The sequence below is a fragment of the Streptomyces sp. NBC_01485 genome, assembly GCF_036227125.1.
In the GTDB taxonomy this organism is placed as follows: Bacteria; Actinomycetota; Actinomycetes; order Streptomycetales; family Streptomycetaceae; genus Streptomyces.
The window spans coordinates 5,447,075-5,465,433 of the sequence record NZ_CP109435.1; the positions used below are offsets into that span (position 1 = coordinate 5,447,075).

Annotated in this window: 21 protein-coding genes; 11 read left to right on the top strand and 10 right to left on the bottom strand. The window is 70.9% G+C overall.

All coding sequences use genetic code 11. The annotated features are described in order from the left end of the window. Positions 1-36: 36 nt before the first annotated feature. Both OG352_RS24680 and OG352_RS24685 read right to left on the bottom strand, forming a co-directional pair. Positions 37-1,833, bottom strand: a complete 1,797-nt coding sequence (locus tag OG352_RS24680) for a bifunctional 3'-5' exonuclease/DNA polymerase (protein ID WP_329219851.1) — start codon at positions 1,831-1,833, stop codon at positions 37-39. A 92-nt stretch (positions 1,834-1,925) separates the two neighbouring features. After that, entirely contained in the window at positions 1,926-2,684 is a 759-nt protein-coding gene (locus OG352_RS24685; protein ID WP_329219852.1) for a Clp protease N-terminal domain-containing protein, read from the bottom strand. A gap of 75 nt (positions 2,685-2,759) precedes the next feature. Between OG352_RS24685 and OG352_RS24690 the strand changes: the two genes are divergently transcribed. After that, positions 2,760-3,947: a DUF2786 domain-containing protein gene (locus tag OG352_RS24690; RefSeq protein WP_329219853.1), complete on the top strand. Its 1,188-nt coding sequence runs from the start codon at positions 2,760-2,762 to the stop codon at positions 3,945-3,947. Between the two features lie 26 nt (positions 3,948-3,973). Here OG352_RS24690 and OG352_RS24695 read toward each other — a convergent pair whose 3' ends face one another. From OG352_RS24695 to rpmB, 4 genes are all read right to left on the bottom strand, one after another. After that, a complete protein-coding gene (locus OG352_RS24695) occupies positions 3,974-4,531 on the bottom strand; it encodes a DUF4232 domain-containing protein (protein ID WP_329219855.1) in 558 nt (185 codons plus the stop codon). Positions 4,532-4,711: 180 nt separating this feature from the next. Beyond that, positions 4,712-5,272, bottom strand: coding sequence for a hypothetical protein (locus OG352_RS24700; RefSeq protein ID WP_329219856.1), 561 nt, complete (start codon positions 5,270-5,272; stop codon positions 4,712-4,714). Between the two features lie 222 nt (positions 5,273-5,494). Continuing rightward, a complete protein-coding gene (gene rpsN, locus OG352_RS24705) occupies positions 5,495-5,800 on the bottom strand; it encodes a 30S ribosomal protein S14 (protein WP_329219858.1) in 306 nt (101 codons plus the stop codon). Beyond that, positions 5,800-6,036, bottom strand: coding sequence for a 50S ribosomal protein L28 (rpmB, locus tag OG352_RS24710; RefSeq protein WP_093780154.1), 237 nt, complete (start codon positions 6,034-6,036; stop codon positions 5,800-5,802). The genes rpsN and rpmB overlap by 1 nt, the downstream gene beginning before the upstream one ends. Positions 6,037-6,110: 74 nt before the next feature. Between rpmB and rpmG the strand changes: the two genes are divergently transcribed. The 5 genes from rpmG to OG352_RS24735 all read left to right on the top strand — a co-directional run bounded on the left by rpmG (position 6,111) and on the right by OG352_RS24735 (position 8,880). Beyond that, complete coding sequence (gene rpmG / locus OG352_RS24715; RefSeq protein WP_093780153.1) at positions 6,111-6,275, top strand: 50S ribosomal protein L33; 165 nt, start codon at positions 6,111-6,113, stop codon at positions 6,273-6,275. Between the two features lie 9 nt (positions 6,276-6,284). Continuing rightward, positions 6,285-6,548, top strand: coding sequence for a type B 50S ribosomal protein L31 (locus tag OG352_RS24720; protein WP_329219860.1), 264 nt, complete (start codon positions 6,285-6,287; stop codon positions 6,546-6,548). A 2-nt stretch (positions 6,549-6,550) separates the two neighbouring features. Beyond that, positions 6,551-7,693 carry a CobW family GTP-binding protein gene (locus OG352_RS24725; protein ID WP_329223947.1) on the top strand — a complete coding sequence of 381 codons (1,143 nt, stop codon included), beginning with the start codon at positions 6,551-6,553 and terminating at the stop codon, positions 7,691-7,693. Between the two features lie 4 nt (positions 7,694-7,697). Beyond that, positions 7,698-7,934, top strand: coding sequence for a 30S ribosomal protein S18 (gene rpsR, locus OG352_RS24730; protein ID WP_329219862.1), 237 nt, complete (start codon positions 7,698-7,700; stop codon positions 7,932-7,934). Between the two features lie 676 nt (positions 7,935-8,610). Beyond that, on the top strand, positions 8,611-8,880 hold the full coding sequence (locus OG352_RS24735; RefSeq protein WP_329219864.1) for a DUF397 domain-containing protein: 270 nt from the start codon (positions 8,611-8,613) through the stop codon (positions 8,878-8,880). 90 nt (positions 8,881-8,970) lie between these two features. Here the strand turns inward: OG352_RS24735 and OG352_RS24740 are convergent, their stop codons facing one another. Beyond that, positions 8,971-9,495: an ATP-binding protein gene (locus OG352_RS24740; RefSeq protein ID WP_329219866.1), complete on the bottom strand. Its 525-nt coding sequence runs from the start codon at positions 9,493-9,495 to the stop codon at positions 8,971-8,973. A 374-nt stretch (positions 9,496-9,869) separates the two neighbouring features. Between OG352_RS24740 and OG352_RS24745 the strand changes: the two genes are divergently transcribed. The 3 genes from OG352_RS24745 (at position 9,870) to OG352_RS24755 (ending at position 12,998) form a co-directional block, all read left to right on the top strand. Continuing rightward, entirely contained in the window at positions 9,870-10,694 is an 825-nt protein-coding gene (locus OG352_RS24745) for a helix-turn-helix domain-containing protein (protein ID WP_329223948.1), read from the top strand. 104 nt (positions 10,695-10,798) lie between these two features. Beyond that, positions 10,799-12,259: an aldehyde dehydrogenase family protein gene (locus OG352_RS24750; protein ID WP_329219868.1), complete on the top strand. Its 1,461-nt coding sequence runs from the start codon at positions 10,799-10,801 to the stop codon at positions 12,257-12,259. Positions 12,260-12,356: 97 nt separating this feature from the next. Next, a complete protein-coding gene (locus OG352_RS24755; RefSeq protein WP_329219870.1) occupies positions 12,357-12,998 on the top strand; it encodes a PadR family transcriptional regulator in 642 nt (213 codons plus the stop codon). A 171-nt stretch (positions 12,999-13,169) separates the two neighbouring features. On the opposite strand, the gene OG352_RS24760 is transcribed toward OG352_RS24755, so the two are convergent. Both OG352_RS24760 and OG352_RS24765 read right to left on the bottom strand, forming a co-directional pair. Continuing rightward, a complete protein-coding gene (locus OG352_RS24760; protein ID WP_329219871.1) occupies positions 13,170-14,582 on the bottom strand; it encodes a glutamate decarboxylase in 1,413 nt (470 codons plus the stop codon). An 86-nt stretch (positions 14,583-14,668) separates the two neighbouring features. Beyond that, positions 14,669-15,952 (bottom strand): ion channel protein, encoded by a 1,284-nt coding sequence (locus OG352_RS24765; protein WP_329219873.1) that lies wholly within the window; start codon positions 15,950-15,952, stop codon positions 14,669-14,671. Positions 15,953-16,086: 134 nt separating this feature from the next. Here OG352_RS24765 and OG352_RS24770 point away from each other — a divergent pair, with 134 nt between their 5' ends. After that, on the top strand, positions 16,087-16,857 hold the full coding sequence (locus tag OG352_RS24770; RefSeq protein WP_329219874.1) for a MerR family transcriptional regulator: 771 nt from the start codon (positions 16,087-16,089) through the stop codon (positions 16,855-16,857). Positions 16,858-16,878: 21 nt separating this feature from the next. Here the strand turns inward: OG352_RS24770 and OG352_RS24775 are convergent, their stop codons facing one another. Beyond that, the gene (locus OG352_RS24775) at positions 16,879-17,244 is read right to left on the bottom strand and encodes a YbjQ family protein (RefSeq protein WP_329219876.1); all 366 of its coding nucleotides are present in this window, start codon (positions 17,242-17,244) and stop codon (positions 16,879-16,881) included. Positions 17,245-17,381: 137 nt separating this feature from the next. Between OG352_RS24775 and OG352_RS24780 the strand changes: the two genes are divergently transcribed. Then, positions 17,382-18,359 carry a DedA family protein gene (locus OG352_RS24780; protein WP_329219877.1) on the top strand — a complete coding sequence of 326 codons (978 nt, stop codon included), beginning with the start codon at positions 17,382-17,384 and terminating at the stop codon, positions 18,357-18,359.

Below are 18,359 nucleotides of genomic sequence, written 5' to 3' on the forward strand. Positions count from 1 at the left end.
CCTACGCAGCCGACGCCGCCCCCGACCCCCGTCCGCTCACTTCGCGTCCGCATAACACTCCACCACCGCCGTAGTGAACGGAAACCGCACCGGCGTCTCCCCGAACGTCAGTCGTCCGGCCAGGTCGGACGCCTCCCGGATGGCCGCGACGACCGCCTCCGCCTCCCCCTCGGGACAGTGCACGATCACCTCGTCGTGCTGGAAGAAGACCAGCTCGGCCGCCATCCCCGCACAGGCCTGCCGCAGCGCGGCGAGCAGCAGCAGCGCCCAGTCGGCGGCGCTGCCCTGGACGACGAAGTTGCGGGCGAAGCGGCCACGCGCGCGTGCGTTCGTCGAGGCGTACCCCGGTACCCACTGCCGGTCGTCGGAGACCTCGTCCCCTCCGACAGGGCCGCCGGAGTCGCGAGGACCGCGGGACTCTGCGAAGCCGCCGGAGCCGCCAGAGAAGTCGACACGGCCATCGGAGCCGACAAGGTCGTCGGAACTGACAGGGATGCCAGCCTCCTCCGTCGCGCCGTCCCCCGTCCCGGCCGCCGGCGGGCACGTCCGGCCCAGCCAGGTGCGCACCAGACGGCCTTCCTCGCCGGCCTTGGCCGCCTCGTCGACGTACGCCACCGCGCGCGGGAAGCGGCGGCGGAGCGCGGCGAGGTTCTTCAGCCCGTCCCCGGAGGTCTGCCCGTACACCGCGCCCAGCACCGCGAGTTTGGCCTGCGCGCGGTCCCCGGAGAAGGCGCGGTCGGAGACGGACTGGTAGAGGTCGGTCGCGCGGCCCGCGACCTCCATCAGCCCGGGGTCGCGGGAGATCGCCGCCAGCACCCGCGGCTCCATCTGGTCGGCGTCGGCGACGACCAGCCGCCAGCCCGGGTCGGCGACCACGGCCCGCCGGATCACCTTGGGGATCTGCAGGGCGCCCCCGCCGTTGGTCACCCACCGCCCGGTGACCGTGCCGTGGGCCAGGAACTCCGGCCGGAACCGCCCGTCCCGCACCCAGTCCTGGAGCCAGGACCACCCGTGCGCCACCCAGATGCGGTACAGCTTCTTGTACTCGATCAGCGGTTTCACGGCCGGATGGTCGAGGGACTCGATCTCCCAGCGCCGCGTCGACCTGATCCGGATCCCCGCCTGCGCGAAGGCCTTGACGACGTCGGCGGGCAGGTCGGGACGGACGCGCCGCCCGAAGGCGGCGGACACCTCCTCGGCCAGCTCGGCCAGCCGCCGTGGCTCGCCCCCGCCCGCGTACCGCTCGCCGAGCAGCTCGTGCAGGACCGCGCGGTGCACCTCCGCGCTCCACGGCAGCCCGGCCCGGTTCAGCTCGGCGGCCACCAGCATCCCCGCCGACTCCGCCGCCGTCAGCAGCCGCATCCGCGCCGGGTGTTCGGCCCGCTCGTGCCGCCGCTGCTGCTCGGCGTAGACGGTGAGGAGGTCTTCGAGCGGCAGCCGGACGGCCGTGTCCTGCGCGTCGAACAGCGAGGACTGCGCGCCGGGCGCGGCGGAACGCTGCGGCGGATCCGGCGGTACGGGTCCGCCGCGCAGCCGGGCCAGCGCGGCGGCGGCCGAGCGGGGCTCACCGGAGTGCCCCTCGTGGCCCAGGAGGAGGGTCTCGGCGTCCTCGACGTCGTAGCACCGCTCGACTCGCACCCCCGTGGCGAGCAGACGCGGATACACCTCGGCCGTGGAACGCCAGACCCAGCGGGTGACGTCGGGCCGCTCGCGCACGGCCCGCGCGAGGTCCGCCTCCCGCACCACCGGACCGGCGGGCAGCCCGCCGGGACCGAGGGGGGCGAGTTCCACACCACCGTCCTCGGCCGGAGCGAGTGCCCACCGGTCGGCCATGTCCCGAGTGTGGCAGGGGGTCTGACAACGCCGTCTGACAATGCCCCTCAGCCGCTGTCCCCGTCCCGCTTCTCCTTCTCCTACTCCTACTCCTACTCCTTCTCCCCCCTCTCCTCTTTCTCGTCCTGCTGTTGCGTCGTGATCAGGGCCAGGACCTTCGCGACGTACCGTTCGGTGCCGGGCTTGTCGATGCCGAGGCCGCTGAGGACGCCCTCGCCGTTCTCGAACTCCAGCAGCGCCAGCAGGATGTGTTCGGTGCCGACGTAGTTGTGGCCGAGGCGGAGCGCCTCGCGGAAGGTGAGTTCCAGGACCTTCTTGGCGTCCGGGCCGTAGGGGACCAGCTCGGGCGCGTCCTCGACGGCCGGCGGGAGCACGGCGGTCGCCGCCTCGCGGACCGCGTCCAGGCTGACGCCCTGCTCGGTGACGGCCTTCGCCGCGAGGCCCTCCGGCTCGGCGAGCAGACCGAGGACCAGGTGCGCGGGCAGTCCCTCGGCGTTGCCGGCGGCCTTGGACGCGTTGTGGGCGGCCATGACGACGTTCCGCGCGCGGGGGGTGTAGCGGCCGAAGTTCTGGTTGGCGTCGAGGTCCGCGGACTCCTTCGGCACGAACCGCTTCTGCGCGGCCTGCCGGGTGACGCCCATGCTGCGGCCGATGTCGGTCCAGGAGGCTCCCGAGCGGCGGGCCTGGTCGACGAAGTGACCGATGAGGTGGTCCGCCACGTCGCCCAGGTGGTCGGCGGCGATGACGGCGTCCTGGAGCTGGTCGAGCGGCTCGTTGTGGACCTTCTTGATGGCGTCGATGAGGTCGTCCAGACGGACGGATGCGGTGGTGCCGGGTCGTGGAGTCGTCATGTGTCAACCCTAGGTTGACAGTGGAGGGGTGTCAACCCAAGGTTGTCACCCTGACCGCCGTGACACGATCGACCGGTGAGCAGCACCAGCGACCGCACCGGCGAAAGCACCGGCGACAACGACGACGGCGGCAACAACGGCGGCCACCCGCCCGGCACCGTCGAACGCGCCTTCCAGGCCGCCCTTTACGACACCGCCGACGCCACCCTCGACCGGGGCGCCTCGCTCCTCGCCGCCGACCCGGCGGCCGACGCCGAACTCGCCCGGCGCGGCGCGGAGTTCGTGGCGGCGCTCTGGCGGCGCGGCTGGCAGCCCGCGGACGCGGTGCGGATCGTGCGGCGCGAGCTGGACGGCGTCCACGTCGGCCTGGTGGCGGAGTCGATACGGGCACACGCGCGTGACGACCGTCCGCGCGGCCGGCGCTGGGCGGCCCAGCTCGCGGAACTGCCCGCCGACACCCCACCGCCCGGCGACCGTTTCTCGCACGCCACCGCGGTCCTGGAGCTCTACCGCCTGCTGCTGCGCCTGCCCACGCTCGAACCTCTCCAGGAACAGGCGCCGCACCGCACGTCCCGCCCCGGCGACCACTCCCGCATGCTCACCCGTATCCGCGCGCTGCTCGCCAAGGCGGAGGCGACGGGCTTCCCGGAGGAGGCGGAGGCGCTCACGGCGAAGGCGCAGGAGCTGATGGCCCGGCACAGCGTCGACGAGGCGCTGCTCGACGCCCAGGCACCCGACCCGGACGCGCCCGGCGCCTGCCGGATAGGCGTCGAGCCGCCGTACGAGCAGGCGAAGGCGGTGCTGCTGGACGCGGTCGCCGACGCCAACCACTGCAAGGCGGTGTGGAACGAACCCTTCGCCTTCTCCACGGTCGTCGGCTTCGAGGCCGACCTGGAGGTGGTGGAACTGCTCTACACCTCGCTGCTGGTGCAGGCGCAGTCCGCGATGGCCAAGGCGGAGGCGGCCCAGCGGGCGGGCGGCCGTAAGCGGACCAAGACCTTCCGGCAGTCCTTCCTCGCCGCCTACGCCCACCGCATCGGCGGCCGGCTCGGCGAGATCACGGCCGCCGCCGAGACCCGGGTGACCGACGACCTGCTGCCGGTCCTCGCCTCCCGCGAGGTCGCGGTCACCGCGGCGACGGACAGGATGTTCCCCGAGACGGTCTCCACCCGCCTGCGCGGCGTCACCGACGAGGCGGGCTGGACCGAGGGCGCGGAGGCGGCGGACCGGGCCCGGGTACATTCCCGGCCCCGGCTGCCCTGACACCCTTGGTGTAACCCTTGGGCAGGTCAGTCGCCCGCCTGCTGGAAGGCGCTGACGGTCGCGTCCGGCACGTCCGCGCTCTTCAGGGCGACATCGCCGTACGACCACGGGAAGCTCTCCGTGGCCGACGCGTCCGGCAGGCCGTACTTCACGGTCTTGACGGCGAGGCTCTTGTCGCCGCCGTCCTCGCCGCGCACGTAGGTGATCGTGAAGGAGGCGGTGCCCTGCGCCGGGAGGGTCAGCGGCTGTGCCTCGGCGGCGGCGTCCTTCGGCACGGTCGCGGAGGTGCCGCCCGCCTGGAGGTCGAGCGTGGGGAAGCCGTTCAGGGTGCACTCCGCACCCTTGTTGAGGAACGTGACGGTGACGTTGCCGGTGTCCCCGGCGGCGGGCGCGGCGTCGACGGGGCCGACCTCCCGGCCGAGGTCGGCGGCGGCGCAGGCGGAACCGGCGGCGCCGGCAGAGCTGGCGGAGTCGGTGGCCTTGCTCTTGCCGTCGCCGGCGGAGCCGCTGTCGTCCCCGCCTCCGCAGGCGGTGAGGAGCAGGGCCGCGGCGAGCGCGGTGACGGTGATGGGAACGGCGCGCATGAGTGGTCCCTCGGGTCTCGTGACGGTGCTCGAAGGATCATCACGCACGCGCGCGACACACCCTCGCGCGCCCCCACCCTCGTAACCGCTCCGCTACCAGGCACTCACCTTCGCACCCGAACCCCGCGCGCGACCCGCCGAGACCCGCGCTCGCCGCCCAGGCCCGCAGGCCTGTGTTCGCTACCCGAGCCCCGCCGTCGGCAGTCCCGACGGCCACTGGCCGCCCTCCGCCTTGGTGAACGTCTCTTTCCCGGCCGCGCCCGACCAGGTCACCTCGAGGGAGTTCGTGTCGACGGTGTCGACCATGCCGGTCGTCCGGTCGTCCTTCCCGGTGGTGCACTTGAGGTGGATCATCCGCATGCCCGCCTCCTCGCCGGCGGTCCCGCTGCACACGGAGCCGCCGGTCACGAAGAGGGCGGCCTGCTTCCCGGTGATGATCAGGGCGACGGCCTTGCCGTCCGTCGTGGCCAGCCAACTGCCCTCCAGCTCATCCGAAGCGGAGACGGAAGAGGAGGCGGGCGCGGAGGCGGACGCCGTCGCACCACTCGTGCCCCCGGCGCCCGCAGCGCCACCGGCGTCCGCGCTCGCCCCCGTCGTAGGTGTCGCAGAGGAGCCGTCGCCGGAGCCGCCGTCACTGCACCCGGTCAGCGCGAGCGCGAGCGCGCCCGCCAGCGCGGCGGCGACGGCCGCGCCCCGCGCCGGCCGACGGGACGTGCCCCGCGAGAAGATCGCCGAAGTCACTGCAAGCTCCCAAGCTGTAGCCGGCCGGCCCGGCCTGCCCGGCCGTCGACCGGAAGGACCGTTTCGTCGACCGTGAGGACCGAAGGACCGAGGGTCCGCAGCAAGCTACCAGCAAGCCTCCCCGGAATCCTGAGCAGAATCCTGGGGGTCGCCTGTGAGACCTCCTGTGAGATCTCCTGTGAGACCGCCTACGAGGCACAGGCACCCGCGACCACCCGCGACCTACCAGGACGACTTCCGCACCCCCGGCAGATACCCCGCGTGCGCCTGCTGCCGCAGACTCACGCGGGACAGCCCGAACGTCCGGAAGTACCCGCGCGGGCGCCCGTCCGTCTGGTCCCGGTTGCGTACGCGCGTCGCGCTCGCGTCCCGTGGCTGGGCGCTCAACTCCCGCTGCGCCGCCTCCCGTTCCACGTCCGTCGACGACGGCCGCCGGACGATCTCCTTCAGCTCGGCCCGGCGCGCCGCGTACCGCGCGACGATCTCCTGCCGCCGGTCGTTCTTCGCGATCTTGCTCTTCTTCGCCATCAGACCCGCACCCCCCGCGCGCGGATGCGCGTCACAGCCGCCTCGACGCCGATCGTGTCGACGGTCTTGATCCCCTTCGTGCTCAGCCGCAGCCGTACGTACCGGCCCTCGCTCGGCAACCAGTACCGCTTGGACTGGATGTTGGGGTCGAAGCGGCGCGACGTGCGCCGGTGGGAGTGGGAGATGCGGTTGCCGAAGCCCGGCTGGGCGCCGGTCAGCATGCAGTGCGCGGACACGAGTGACGTACCTCTCCTCGGGCGATGCCAGGATCGATGATGCAAATGGAATTCATTTTCAGTAAGATAGCAGCATGGCACGCAACGAACTCCGCCCGGTCATCAAACTCCGGTCCACGGCGGGCACGGGCGTCACCTACGTGACCCGCAAGAACCGCCGCAACGACCCGGACCGCATGACCCTGCGCAAGTACGACCCCGTCGTCCGCCGTCACGTCGACTTCCGAGAAGAGCGCTGAACCACCGCCATGCGTAAGGGAATCCACCCGGCCTACGGTCCCGTCGTCTTCCGCGACCGCGCCGCGAACTACACCTTCCTCACCCGCTCGACGCTGTCCGCCACGGCGGGCGAGAAGACCATCGAGTGGGAGGACGGGAACACCTACCCCGTCGTCGACGTCGAGATCTCCGACGTCAGCCACCCCTTCTACACCGGCACCGCCCGCGTCCTGGACACGGCCGGCCGGGTCGAGCGCTTCGAGCGCCGCTACGGGAAGGGGGGCGGGGCGTGAGCATGTCGGTCGTGATCGTCGGCGGGCTGCACGCCGACGCCCGCCGGGCGACGGTCGCGCGCCTGCTCGCCGACGTCCCCGGCAGCGTCGTCCTCCACCACGACCTCGGGACGGCCGCGGCCGGCACGGTCGTCCGCACGATCAGCGACGCCACCGGCATCCTGTCCGCCGGCGAGGCGCCCCTGGCCAACGACTGCGCCTGCTGCGCGCTGCGCGAGGACCTCGTACCCGAACTGCGCCGCCTCGCCGACGACGGCACCACGCGCCTCGCGGTCGTCGAACTGTGGGACTCCGTCGAGCCCAAGGCCATGGCCGAGGTGGTCGTGGCCGGCGGGCTCACGGTCACCGGCGTCGTCACCGCCGTCGACCCGGCACTGCTGCTGCCCTGTCTCGGCAACGGCGACGACCTCGCCGACGTCGGACTCGCGGCGGCCTCCTCCGACCAGCGCACGGTCGCCGACACCTTCGCGCGGCAACTGGAGTACGCCCCCGTCCTGGCGGTCGTCGACTCCGAGGACGCCGACGAGGAGGACCGCGAGCTGCTGGCGCAACTGCATCCGACAGCCCGCCAGGTCCGTATCGCCCCCGACGCCCGTGCGGATGCACGGTCTCCGCTGGCGCGGGCGGTGCTGGCCGGCTTCGACGTCGAATCGGCCGCCGCGGCCCAGCACCCGGCCTGCGCGCTGCTCCCCGCCGACGCCGACGCGCACGGCGTGGCCACGCTGGTCTGGCACCGCTGCCGCCCCTTCCACCCGGAGCGGCTGTACGACGCGCTGGAGGACCTGACCTGCGCCGCCGCCCGCAGCCGGGGCCGGTTCTGGCTCGCCGACAAGCCCGACGTGCTGCTCCACTGGGACGCGGCGGGCGGCGCCCTGTGCGTGGAGTCGGTGGGCCCCTGGCTGGCGTCCCTCCCGGACGCGGCCTGGGACATGGTCCCGCCGGTCCGCCGCGCCGCCGCCGCGCTGGACTGGCACCCCGAGCACGGCGACTGCTGCCAGCACCTGGTCTTCACGTCCCCCGGCCTCGACCGCGACGGACTCGAACAACTCCTGGAGTCCTGCCTGCTCACGGACGCCGAGTACGCCGCCGGCCGCGCCGCCTGGAAGCGGCTGCCGCCCGCCTTCGACACCCTCCTGGAGGTCTGACCCCATGCCCCGCAAGCCCGAGCGCAAGCCCGCCAAGCCCCGCCCCAACCCCCTCGACCAGGCACGCATCACCTACATCGACTACAAGGACACCGACCTCCTGAGAAAGTTCATCTCGGACCGAGGCAAGATCCGCAGCCGCCGCGTCACCCGCATCTCCGCCCAGCAGCAACGCCAGATCTCCCGGGCGATCAAAAACGCCCGGGAAATGGCCCTCCTGCCCTACGGCCCCACCCACTGACCCCTGGGCGGCCTGCTCTTGGCCGTTCCCGGTCGTTCCTGGTCGTTCCTGGTCGCTCCTGGGCGGGGGCCGCTGCACCACGGTGCGACCCCGACCAACTCCCCCCACTCGGCACCCGGTTGGACGTGTCCGGTAGGCGCCCACCCCGTCCACCCGCACCCCACCCTGAGCAGCCCCCGTCCGTAGGCCCGGCCCCGCCACCTCCGTACGGCACCTGCCGCATCCGGACGAGCAGAGTCACCCCTGCCGTCCACGCCTTCTGGCCGCCCCACCTCACCCACGCCACCCCCGCCCCACCTCACCCCGTGCCACCCACCTCGCCCCCGCGGCCGACGCCACCGTCTACGCGGGGGCTCGGGCTTGCCGCGGTGGGGCGTCGTGGCACCGATCCGGTCCGGTCCCGAGGGAACAGGACGGCCGCAGCGTGCGTCTGCTGCTAGAGCACGAGTGGTTCGAACCGGACGACCTTCACCTGGAGTCCACGACCGTCACCGAACCGAACGAGTTGGGTAAAGCGGGCGTCAAAGCTGTAACCGCACCAGCACCCCACGTGCACGTGCATCTGCTCATGCAACTGCACGTGAACGGGGTTATGATCCGGGCAGTTGAGACAGTTGACCACGGCACCAATGGCCACACGGGCCACACGAGCCAGCGCACCACCAGGGAGCGACCTGTGGACCACGACGTTGACGACGTTGACGGGGGGCACGACGTGTACAACGGCATGACGGCCACACAGTTGTACGGGGTTGCCTGGCAGAAGAGCCGGCACAGCAACTCGCAGGGTTCCTGCGTGGAGTTCGCGCGACTGCCGGGCGGCGACGTGGCCGTACGCAACTCGCGCTTCCCGGACGGCCCCGCACTCGTCTACACCCGGGCCGAGATCGAGGCGATGCTGCTCGGCATCAAGGACGGCGAGTTCGACCACCTGATCGCGAGCTGACGCCCCTCGACCCGGCATCCGCCGACGCCGTCACGGTGCGGTGGCTCACAACGCGCGTAGAACCGCGGTGCCCAGATGCGCCGCGGTTCGTCATTCGCCGGAAGTGCGCGGACTGCGTGGACTGCGCGGCCCATGCGGCCCGTGCGGAGCGGGCAGCCGGAACAGCGCCCAGACGACCTTGCCGCCCAGGCTGCTGGAGAGCGGGTGCCAGCCCCAGCTGTCGGCGAACGAGTCCACGAGGAACAGTCCGCGGCCCGACTCCGCCGAGAAGTCCTCGCTCTCACGGGGCAGCGGACTGTCACGGCTGGGGTCGCGCACCGCGCACACGAGCCGCCCGGTCCACCGCATCAGGTGCAGCCGCACGGGCGGATGCTGATTCCTTGTGCTGTCGTCCGAGGACAGTCCGTGTCTCAGCGCGTTGGTCACCAGCTCCGAGACGACCAGACAGACGTCGTCGAAACAGTCGGCCACGTCGTCCCACTGGTCGAGGGTCCGCTTGGTGAACTGCCGGGCTTCGCGCACCGCTTCGAAGCGGGCGGGCAGAGCACACGAGGCGGCGTCGGACACGGCCGCGGGATCAAGCGGCGGAAGGCCCTGCCGTAACGGCTCGAGCATGGTCGATCCATTCGTCCCCATGCGAGGCACTCCCGGGATTCGCGGTCGTTGCGATGCAGCGGTGGCGCGGGACCATGTTTTCTGATGCGCACTGCGGATGCAAGGGCAGATGCACGTGCACGTGACCGAAATGGACCCGCCCGTACCGCTTCTTGGCCATTTTTTCCGCCAAGTTCCCACTCGCCGAGGGCACTTCCCTCGCTTTCCCCACACCCTTCCCTCGCATCACGCTGTGCGTATCCTTTGGCTTCTTTCCATCTCTGTAATCGGACGAGTACTGCTCGAAGTGTTTTAGTGGCAGACTGCGGCCCTTAAGACGGCTGGGGAGGCTGGCGAACGTGAGCGCGGGAGAGCCCGGATCGGTGGTGCGGCGGATGCTGCTCGGTTCGCAACTACGGCGGCTGCGTGAGGCACGGGGCATCACGCGCGAGGCGGCCGGATACTCGATCAGGGCGTCGGAGTCGAAGATCAGCCGGATGGAACTGGGCCGGGTGAGCTTCAAGACCCGGGACGTGGAGGACCTGCTGACGCTGTACGGCATCTCGGACGACGCGGAGCGCCAGGCGCTCGTCGGACTCGCCCGCGAGGCCAACGTCGCGGGCTGGTGGCACAGTTACTCGGACGTCCTGCCCAACTGGTTCCCCACCTACGTCGGTTTGGAGGGCGCGGCCGCGCTGATCCGGGCGTACGAGGTGCAGTTCGTGCACGGCCTGCTGCAGACCGAGGCCTACGCCCACGCGGTCGTCAGCCGCGGCATGAAGGGCGCGAACGCCGCCGACATCGACCGGCGCGTCGCGCTGCGCCTCGAGCGGCAGAAGTACCTCGTCGCGGAGAACGCCCCCGACTTCCACATCGTCCTCGACGAGGCCGCCCTGCGCCGCCCGTACGGCGACCGCGAGGTGATGCGCGGGCAGCTCCAGCACCTGATCGACGTCTCCCAGCGCCCGAACGTGCGGCTGCAGGTGATGCCGTTCAGCTTCGGCGGGCACTCCGGCGAGTCCGGCGCCTTCACGATCCTCAGCTTCCCGGAGTCCGACCTCCAGGACGTCGTCTATCTGGAGCAGCTCACCAGCGCCCTCTACCTGGACAAGCGCGAGGACGTCGGCCAGTACGAACAGGCGCTGAAGGAGCTCCAGCAGGACAGCCCCGGACCGGACGAGAGCCGGGACCTGCTGCGCGGACTGATCCAACTGTCCTAACCGGCGTCTCTCCCAACTCCCCTGAAACACACGTACGATGACGTGTGATCAGATCGTGTTGCCGAGCGGTCGGAGCCGATCGCAGCAGGGGATTGAGGGTTCACATGTCGTCCTATTTCACCGACCTGGCCCAGCAGTACATCGATGGCAAGTGGCGTCTGGGCAAGGGGTCCTGGGACATCATCACCATCAACCCCTACGACGGTGAGAAGCTCGCCTCGATCACCACGGCCACCGTCGAGGAGATCGACGAGGCCTACCGCGCCGCCGCCCGCGCCCAGAAGCAGTGGGCCGCGACCAACGCCTACGCCCGCCGCGCGGTCTTCGAGAAGGTGCTGCGGCTGGTCGAGGAGCGCGAGGCGGAGATCAGCGAGGTCCTGGTCGACGAGGCTGGCGGCACGTTCGGCAAGGCCGCCTTCGAACTCCACCTCGCCAAGGAGTTCCTGCGCGAGTCGATCCACCTCGCGCTCAGCGCCGAGGGCCGCATCCTCCCCTCGCCGATCGACGGCAAGGAGAACCGCGTCCACCGCGAGCCGGTCGGCGTGGTCGGCGTGATCAGCCCCTTCAACGTGCCCTTCCTGCTGTCGCTGAAGTCCGTCGCCCCCGCGCTGGCCCTGGGCAACGGCGTGGTGCTCAAGCCGCACCAGAACACCCCGATCTCCGGCGGCACCGTCATCGCCAAGCTCTTCGAGGACGCCGGTCTGCCCCCGGGCCTGCTGAACGTCGTCGTGACCGACATCGCCGAGATCGGCGACGCCTTCCTGGAGCACCCGATCCCGCGGGTCATCTCCTTCACCGGCTCCGACAAGGTCGGCCGGCACGTCGCCACCGTCGCCGCCTCGCACTTCAAGCGGTCCATCATCGAACTCGGCGGCAACAGCGCCTTCGTCGTCCTCGACGACGCCGACCTCGACTACGCGGTCGACGCCGCCGTCTTCAGTCGCTTCGTCCACCAGGGCCAGGTCTGCATGGCCGCCAACCGTGTCCTGGTCGACCGTGCGGTGGCCGACGAGTTCACCGAGAAGTTCGTCGCCAAGGTGAAGACCCTCAAGGCCGGCGACCCGCGCGACCCCCAGACCGTTATCGGCCCGCTGATCAACTCCTCGCAGGCGGAGGCGGTCTCGAACATCGTCCGGCAGGCGATTGCCGAGGGCGCGAACGCGCTGGTGCACGGTACGACGACCGACAACGTCGTCGCGCCCTCCGTGCTCGCCGACCTTCCCGCCGGCTCCGCGCTGCTCCAGCAGGAGGTCTTCGGCCCGGTCGTCTTCCTCAACACCTTCGACGGCGAGGAGGAGGCCGTCCGCCTGGTCAACGACACGCCGTACGGCCTGAGCGGCGCGGTCCACACCGCCGACGTCGAGCGGGGCGTCGCCTTCGCCAAGCAGATCGACACCGGCATGTTCCACGTCAACGACGCCACCGTCCACGACGAGCCGATCGTCCCCTTCGGCGGCGAGAAGAACTCCGGCGTCGGCCGCCTCAACGGCGAGACGACCCTGGAGGCCTTCACCACCACCAAGTGGATCTCGGTCCAGCACGGCCGCAGCGGCTTCCCTTTCTGAGCACTGTTCTGAGCACCGGTCGGGCGGGCAGGTGCCGCAGGAACCCGGCGGGCAGGTACCTGCCGGGTACCTGTCCGCCACGCCCTAACCTGGGCGCATGTCAGCGATCCGTCTTCTCGTGCTGGGCGCGGTGCGTCAGCACGGGCGGGCCCACGGCTACCAGGTGCGCGGCGACCTGGAGTACTGGGGCGCCCACGAGTGGTCCAACGCCAAGCCGGGTTCGATCTACCACGCCCTGAAGCAGATGGCGAAGCAGGGACTGCTGCGCGAGCACGAGACCGCCCCGTCCACCGCGGGCGGCCCGCCGCGCACCGAGTACGAGATCACCGAGGCCGGCACCGAGGAGTACCTCAGGCTGGTGCGCGAGGCGCTGACCTCGTACGACCAGAGGATGGACATGAAGACGGCGGCCATCGGCGCCGTGGTCGACCTCCCGCGCGCGGAGGCCGTGTCGCTCCTGAAGGAGCGCGTCCGCCGCATCGAGGAGTGGCGCTCCACCGTCACCGGGGAGTACGTCCCCGAGGGCGGCCCGGAGCAACTGGGCCACATCGGCGAGATCATGAACCTCTGGACCCACACGGCGGACGCGGACGCCGAGTGGACCCAGGGCCTGATCGCCCGAATCGAGGGCGGCGCCTACACCTTCGCGGGGGAGGGCGCCCCGTTCGTCGGCGTACTGGCAGAGGGCCAGGAAAACCCGTACGGGACGGGGGAGCGGCATCCGGGGGATTCCCGCTAAGGACTACCACTATTCAATTTTCAACGAGCGATACGGCGACAAACAGGCACCGGACGGCCTCGACCTCACGGCCGCCCTCTCCAGCGTCGTCCGCGCCCTGGAGGAGGTCGGCCGGCGGCAGAGGATGCGGCCCAAGCCCATGGACGGACCGGGCGCCTTCCTGAGCACCCCCTAGTGATGGAACCCGGTAGCCGCCCCCTTGTCCCGTGTCGACGGTCCCGACTGGCGCCGGAGTTCCGGCAGCAGGCGGGTCAGGTCCTCCACGAACAGCTCGGCGAGATCCTCCGAGAAGCCGTTTCTGCAGACGACCCGCAGGACCGACAGGTCTTCCCGGTTCGGCGGGAAGGTGTACGCGGGCACCAGCCAGCCGCTCTCACGCAGTCGCCGGGAGACGTCGAACACGTCGTACGCCTTCACGTCCGGCGCCGTCGTGAAGGCGAACACCGGCAGCTCGTCGCCCCGGGTGAGGAGCCGGAAGTCGCCGAGCGCCTCCACCCGGTCGGCGATGCCCCGGGCCACGGCCCGCGCGGACCCCTGCACCGCCCGGTAGCCCTCGCGGCCCAGCCGCAGCAGCGTGTAGTACTGCGCGACGACCTGCGCCCCCGGCCGGGAGAAGTTGAGCGCGAAGGTCGGCATGTCGCCGCCCAGGTAGTTCACGCGGAACACGAGCTCCTCCGGCAGGGCCTCCTTGTCGCGCCACAGCGCCCAGCCGACCCCCGGATACACCAGCCCGTACTTGTGCCCCGAGGTGTTGATGGACGCCACGCGCGGGAGGCGGAAGTCCCACACCAGGTCCTCGTCGAGGAAGGGGGCGATCATCGCGCCGGACGCGCCGTCCACATGCACCGGAATGTCGAGGCCGGTCCGCTCCTGGAAGGCGTCCAGGGCGGCGCACAGCTCGGCGATCGGTTCGTAGGAGCCGTCGAAGGTGGAGCCGAGGATGCCGACGACCCCGATGGTGTTCTCGTCGCACAGCTCGGCCGCGGCCTGCGGGTCGAGGTGGAACCGGTCCCCCTCCATGGGTACCTGACGGGCCTCCACCTCCCAGAAGGTGCAGAACTTGTCCCAGCAGACCTGGACGTTGACCCCCATCACGAGGTTGGGACGGACATCCCGCGCGGGATAGCGGTCGGCGTTGCGCTGAGCCCAGCGCCGCTTCATCGCCATCCCGGCGAGCATGCACGCCTCGCTCGACCCGGTCGTCGAACACCCGACGGTCGCCGACGGGTCGGGCGCGTTCCACAGGTCGGCGAGCATCGCCACACAGCGCCGCTCCAGCTCGGCGGTGCGCGGATACTCGTCCTTGTCGATCATGTTCTTGTCCCGGCACTCCGCCATCAGCACCCCGGCCTGCGGCTCCATCCACGTGGTGACGAAGGTGGCCAGGTTGAGCCGCGCGTTGCCGTCCAGCATCAGTTCGTCGTGCACCAGCTGGTACGCCGTCGACGGCGGCATCGGGGTGTCCGGCAGCCGGTGTTTGGGCGGCGCCTCGGTCATACCGCCGAGCGGATCTGCCTCGCCGTAGAAGGGGTTCACGGAGAGGGGACGCTCGTCGGGCTTCTGGGGACCTTTGTGGAGGGGCATGGCTTCTTCTCCCAACTGCGGAGCGACGACCGCCGGGCGGCGTTCTACCGCTTCATCGGATCGAGGGGCCTGATCGGTTCACGCGCTCACCGCACCGCCGTTCCGTCGTCGTGCAACTGCATCTGCGGCCGCCCCGTCACCAGCAGCCAGGCCGGCAGCGAGGCGATGCACAGCAGGGCGATGATCGAGGGCGAGGCGACCAGCGCGGCGGCGACGAACAGGCTCAGCCAGCCCTGCCGGGTGATGGCCAGAAGGACGCCCAGCACCCCGGTCGCCACGCCCACCGCCGGATGGACGCCCGGCACCAGGGCGTGGGCGGTGAGACCGAGGGCGGAACCCACGAACACGGCCGGGAAGATCCGCCCGCCCCGGAATCCGCAGGAGGCGGCGACGAGCAGCGCGGCCAGCTTCACCACCGTCATGGTGGCGAACTGCCCGGCCGACCAGCCGTCGGGATCGGCCGCCAGCTCCCCGACCTCGTCCAGCCCCTTGAAGAGCGTCAGATGGCCGCCCACGGCCGCCAGCAGCCCCAGCACGACCCCGCCGGCGGGCAGCGCCAGCATCGGGTGCCGCAGCCGCCCGAACGCGCCGTGGACGTACGGGAACGCGTACACGGCGCACATGCCGAGCACCGCGGCCACCGAAGCGATCACGAGCGACGCCAGCAGGTCGTCCCACCCGGGGTGTCCGAACGGGGGCAGGTGCAGGTCGAAGGTCGGTTCGTCCACCAGAGTGGTCGTCATCGAGCCGGCCGCGGCGGCGACCAGCGGCGCGAAGACGTTGTCCCACAGCGGCCCCTCGGTCTGCCGCCCCGCCAGTGCCTCGGAGATCAGCAGGGCCGCCGCCACCGGCGTCCCGAACAACGCGCCGATCGTGCCCGCCTCCGCGAGTACCACCCACAGCGCGCCCGGTGCCCGCGGCAGGAACCGCCGTCCCAGCCATAAGGCGAGCCCCACGTTCACGGCGATGATCGGGTTCTCCGGGCCCAGGCTCGGCCCGCCCGCCAGCATCAGGGCGGTCGCCAGCAGCAGCCCGGGCAGTACCGCCGGCGGCAGCACGCGCGCGTCCAGCCCCATCGTGGCCGGATCCGGCCCGGCATGCCCCGGCACCTTCCACACCACCAGCCCCACCAGGATCCCGGTCGTGGTGAGCACGACGAGCATCCACAGCACCGAGTACCGGCCCACGCCCAACGCGTCCGGCAGGTTCTGCCACAGCACGTCCTGCAGCAGCCCGGCCACCCAGCTCACCAGCAGGAGCAGCAGGCTCGCCAGCACGCCGACGGCGAGAGACGGCAGGATCAACGGCAACAGGGCGCGAGCCGGCGTCGCCGGAGCGGGGGGCGTCTGCCGCGCGTTGTCCTGAGCCACGGGCTCACGATAAGCGGGCGGAACGGTACGAACACCTCGAAGGCGTCTCAAGGTGTCGTTCGGAGGCGGGGCTTGCACCTCACGCGGCGTGAGGACGCACGGTGGAGGGCGTACCGAGAAGGGAGCGGACGGAAGTGAGCCACTCGAGCTACTCCGTAGGACAGGTCGCCGGTTTCGCCGGGGTCACCGTGCGCACGCTGCACCACTACGACGAGATCGGCCTGCTCGTCCCCGGCGGGCGCAGCCACGCGGGCCACCGGCGCTACGACGACGCAGACCTCGACCGGCTGCAGCGGATCCTGTTCTACCGCGAGCTCGGCTTCCCGCTCGAAGAGGTCGCGGCCCTGCTCGACGACCCGGCGGCCGACCCGCGCGCGCACCTGCGCCGTCAGCACGAACTACTGACCGCCCGGATCGAGAGGCTGCGGCAGATGGCCGCGGCCGTGGAACATGCCATGGAGGCACGCAAGATGGGCATCAACCTCACCCCCGAGGAGAAGTTCGAGGTCTTCGGCGACAAGGACCCGGAGCGGTACGCCGAGGAGGCCGAGCAGCGCTGGGGCGGCACCGAGGCCTACGCCGAGTCGCAGCGCCGAGTCGCCCGCTACACCAAGGAGGACTGGAAGCGCCTCCAGGCGGAGGTCGACGACTGGGGCGGGCGTTACGCCGGACTGGTGGCCGCCGACGAGCCGCCCACCGGCGAGGCGGCCATGGACCTGGCCGAGGAACACCGCCGGCACATCGGCAGGTGGTACTACGACTGCCCGTACGAGATGCACCGCAGCCTCGGGGAGATGTACGTCTCCGACGAGCGCTTCAAGGCGTTCTACGACGCGATGCACCCGGGCCTCGCCGAGCACCTCAAGGAGGCGATCACGGCGAACGCGTCCCGACGGACGGCCTAAGGGCCGGCGGCCTCCATCGGTCTACTCCTCGACCAGGACCACCGCCGTCCCGTAGGCGCACACCTCGGTGCCCACCTCCGCCGCCTCGGTCACGTCGAAGCGGAACATCAGCACGGCGTTGGCTCCACGCGCGCGTGCCTGCTCGACGAGCCGTTCCATGGCCTGGTTGCGGGTCTCCACGAGGGTCTTGGTCAACCCCTTGAGCTCACCGCCGATCATCGACTTCAGGCCCGCGCCGATCTGGCTGCCCAGGTGCCGTGAGCGCACCGTCAGCCCGAAGACCTCGCCGATGACCTGCTGCACCCGGAACCCGGGCACGTCGTTCGTGGTGACGACCAGTACGTCCGGCTCGGGGCCCTGCCCGCCGCCGTAATCCTCGATACCCATGCTCACAGGTTTGACCAAGCGGGGGCACAGTGCATCCTGGGGGCAGCCCTGGGAACCTGGTCCTGTGGCGCCACGTTGATAGCTTTGGGCGGTCCCGCCGCCGCAGCGCCCCCACACCCCTCAGGAGCCCGGAACCCGTGACTACCCTCGCCCTCGGCCCCGAGTGGATTACTCCGGACTATCTGATCTCGACGTTCGGCCTGGTGGGCATCCTGGTCATCGTCTTCGCCGAGTCGGGCCTGTTCGCCTTCCTGCCCGGTGACTCCCTCCTGTTCACGGCCGGTCTGCTGGTCGCCGACGGCAAGTGGATCAGCCAGCCGCTGTGGCTGGTGTGCACCCTGATCGTGATCGCGGCCGTCCTCGGCGACCAGGTCGGGTACCTGATCGGCAAGTTCTTCGGCCCGAAGCTCTTCAACCGCCCCAACTCCAAGCTCTTCAAACAGGAGAACCTGGAGAAAGCCCACGAGTTCATGGAGAAGTTCGGCCCCAAGGCCATCGTCCTGGCCCGCTTCGTCCCCATCGTGCGCACGTTCGCGCCGATCGTCGCGGGCGCCGGCCGTATGAAGTACCGCACGTTCATCACGTACAACGTGGTCGGCGGCATCCTCTGGGGCACGGGCGTGACGGTCGCGGGCTACTTCCTCGGCCAGATCGACTTCATCAAGACCAACGTCGAGGCGATCCTCGTCCTGATCGTCGTCCTCTCCGTCGTCCCGGTGATCATCGAGATCCTCAAGGCCCGCAAGGAAGCCCGTAACGCGCCTCCGCAGCCGCAGCAGCCCCAGCACCCCCACCAGCAGCAGCCCCCGGCCATGGACGACGCGACGACCCAGCTCCGCCGCATCGAAGAGCCCACCCCGTACGGCCACCACGACCAGCACCAGGGCCACCAGCACCAGGGCCACCAGAACCAGGGCCACCAGAACCAGGGCTACGACAACCAGGGTTACGACCAGCAGGGCCACCAGAACGACTACTACGGCCAGCAGCAGTACCCGCAACAGCAGCCGTACCCCCACCCCCAGGACTGGCAGCAGCAGCCCCAGCCCCAGCAGCAGCCGTACGGCGCCCAGCAGAACAGCCAGTACCCGTACAACCAGAACCAGGGTTACTAG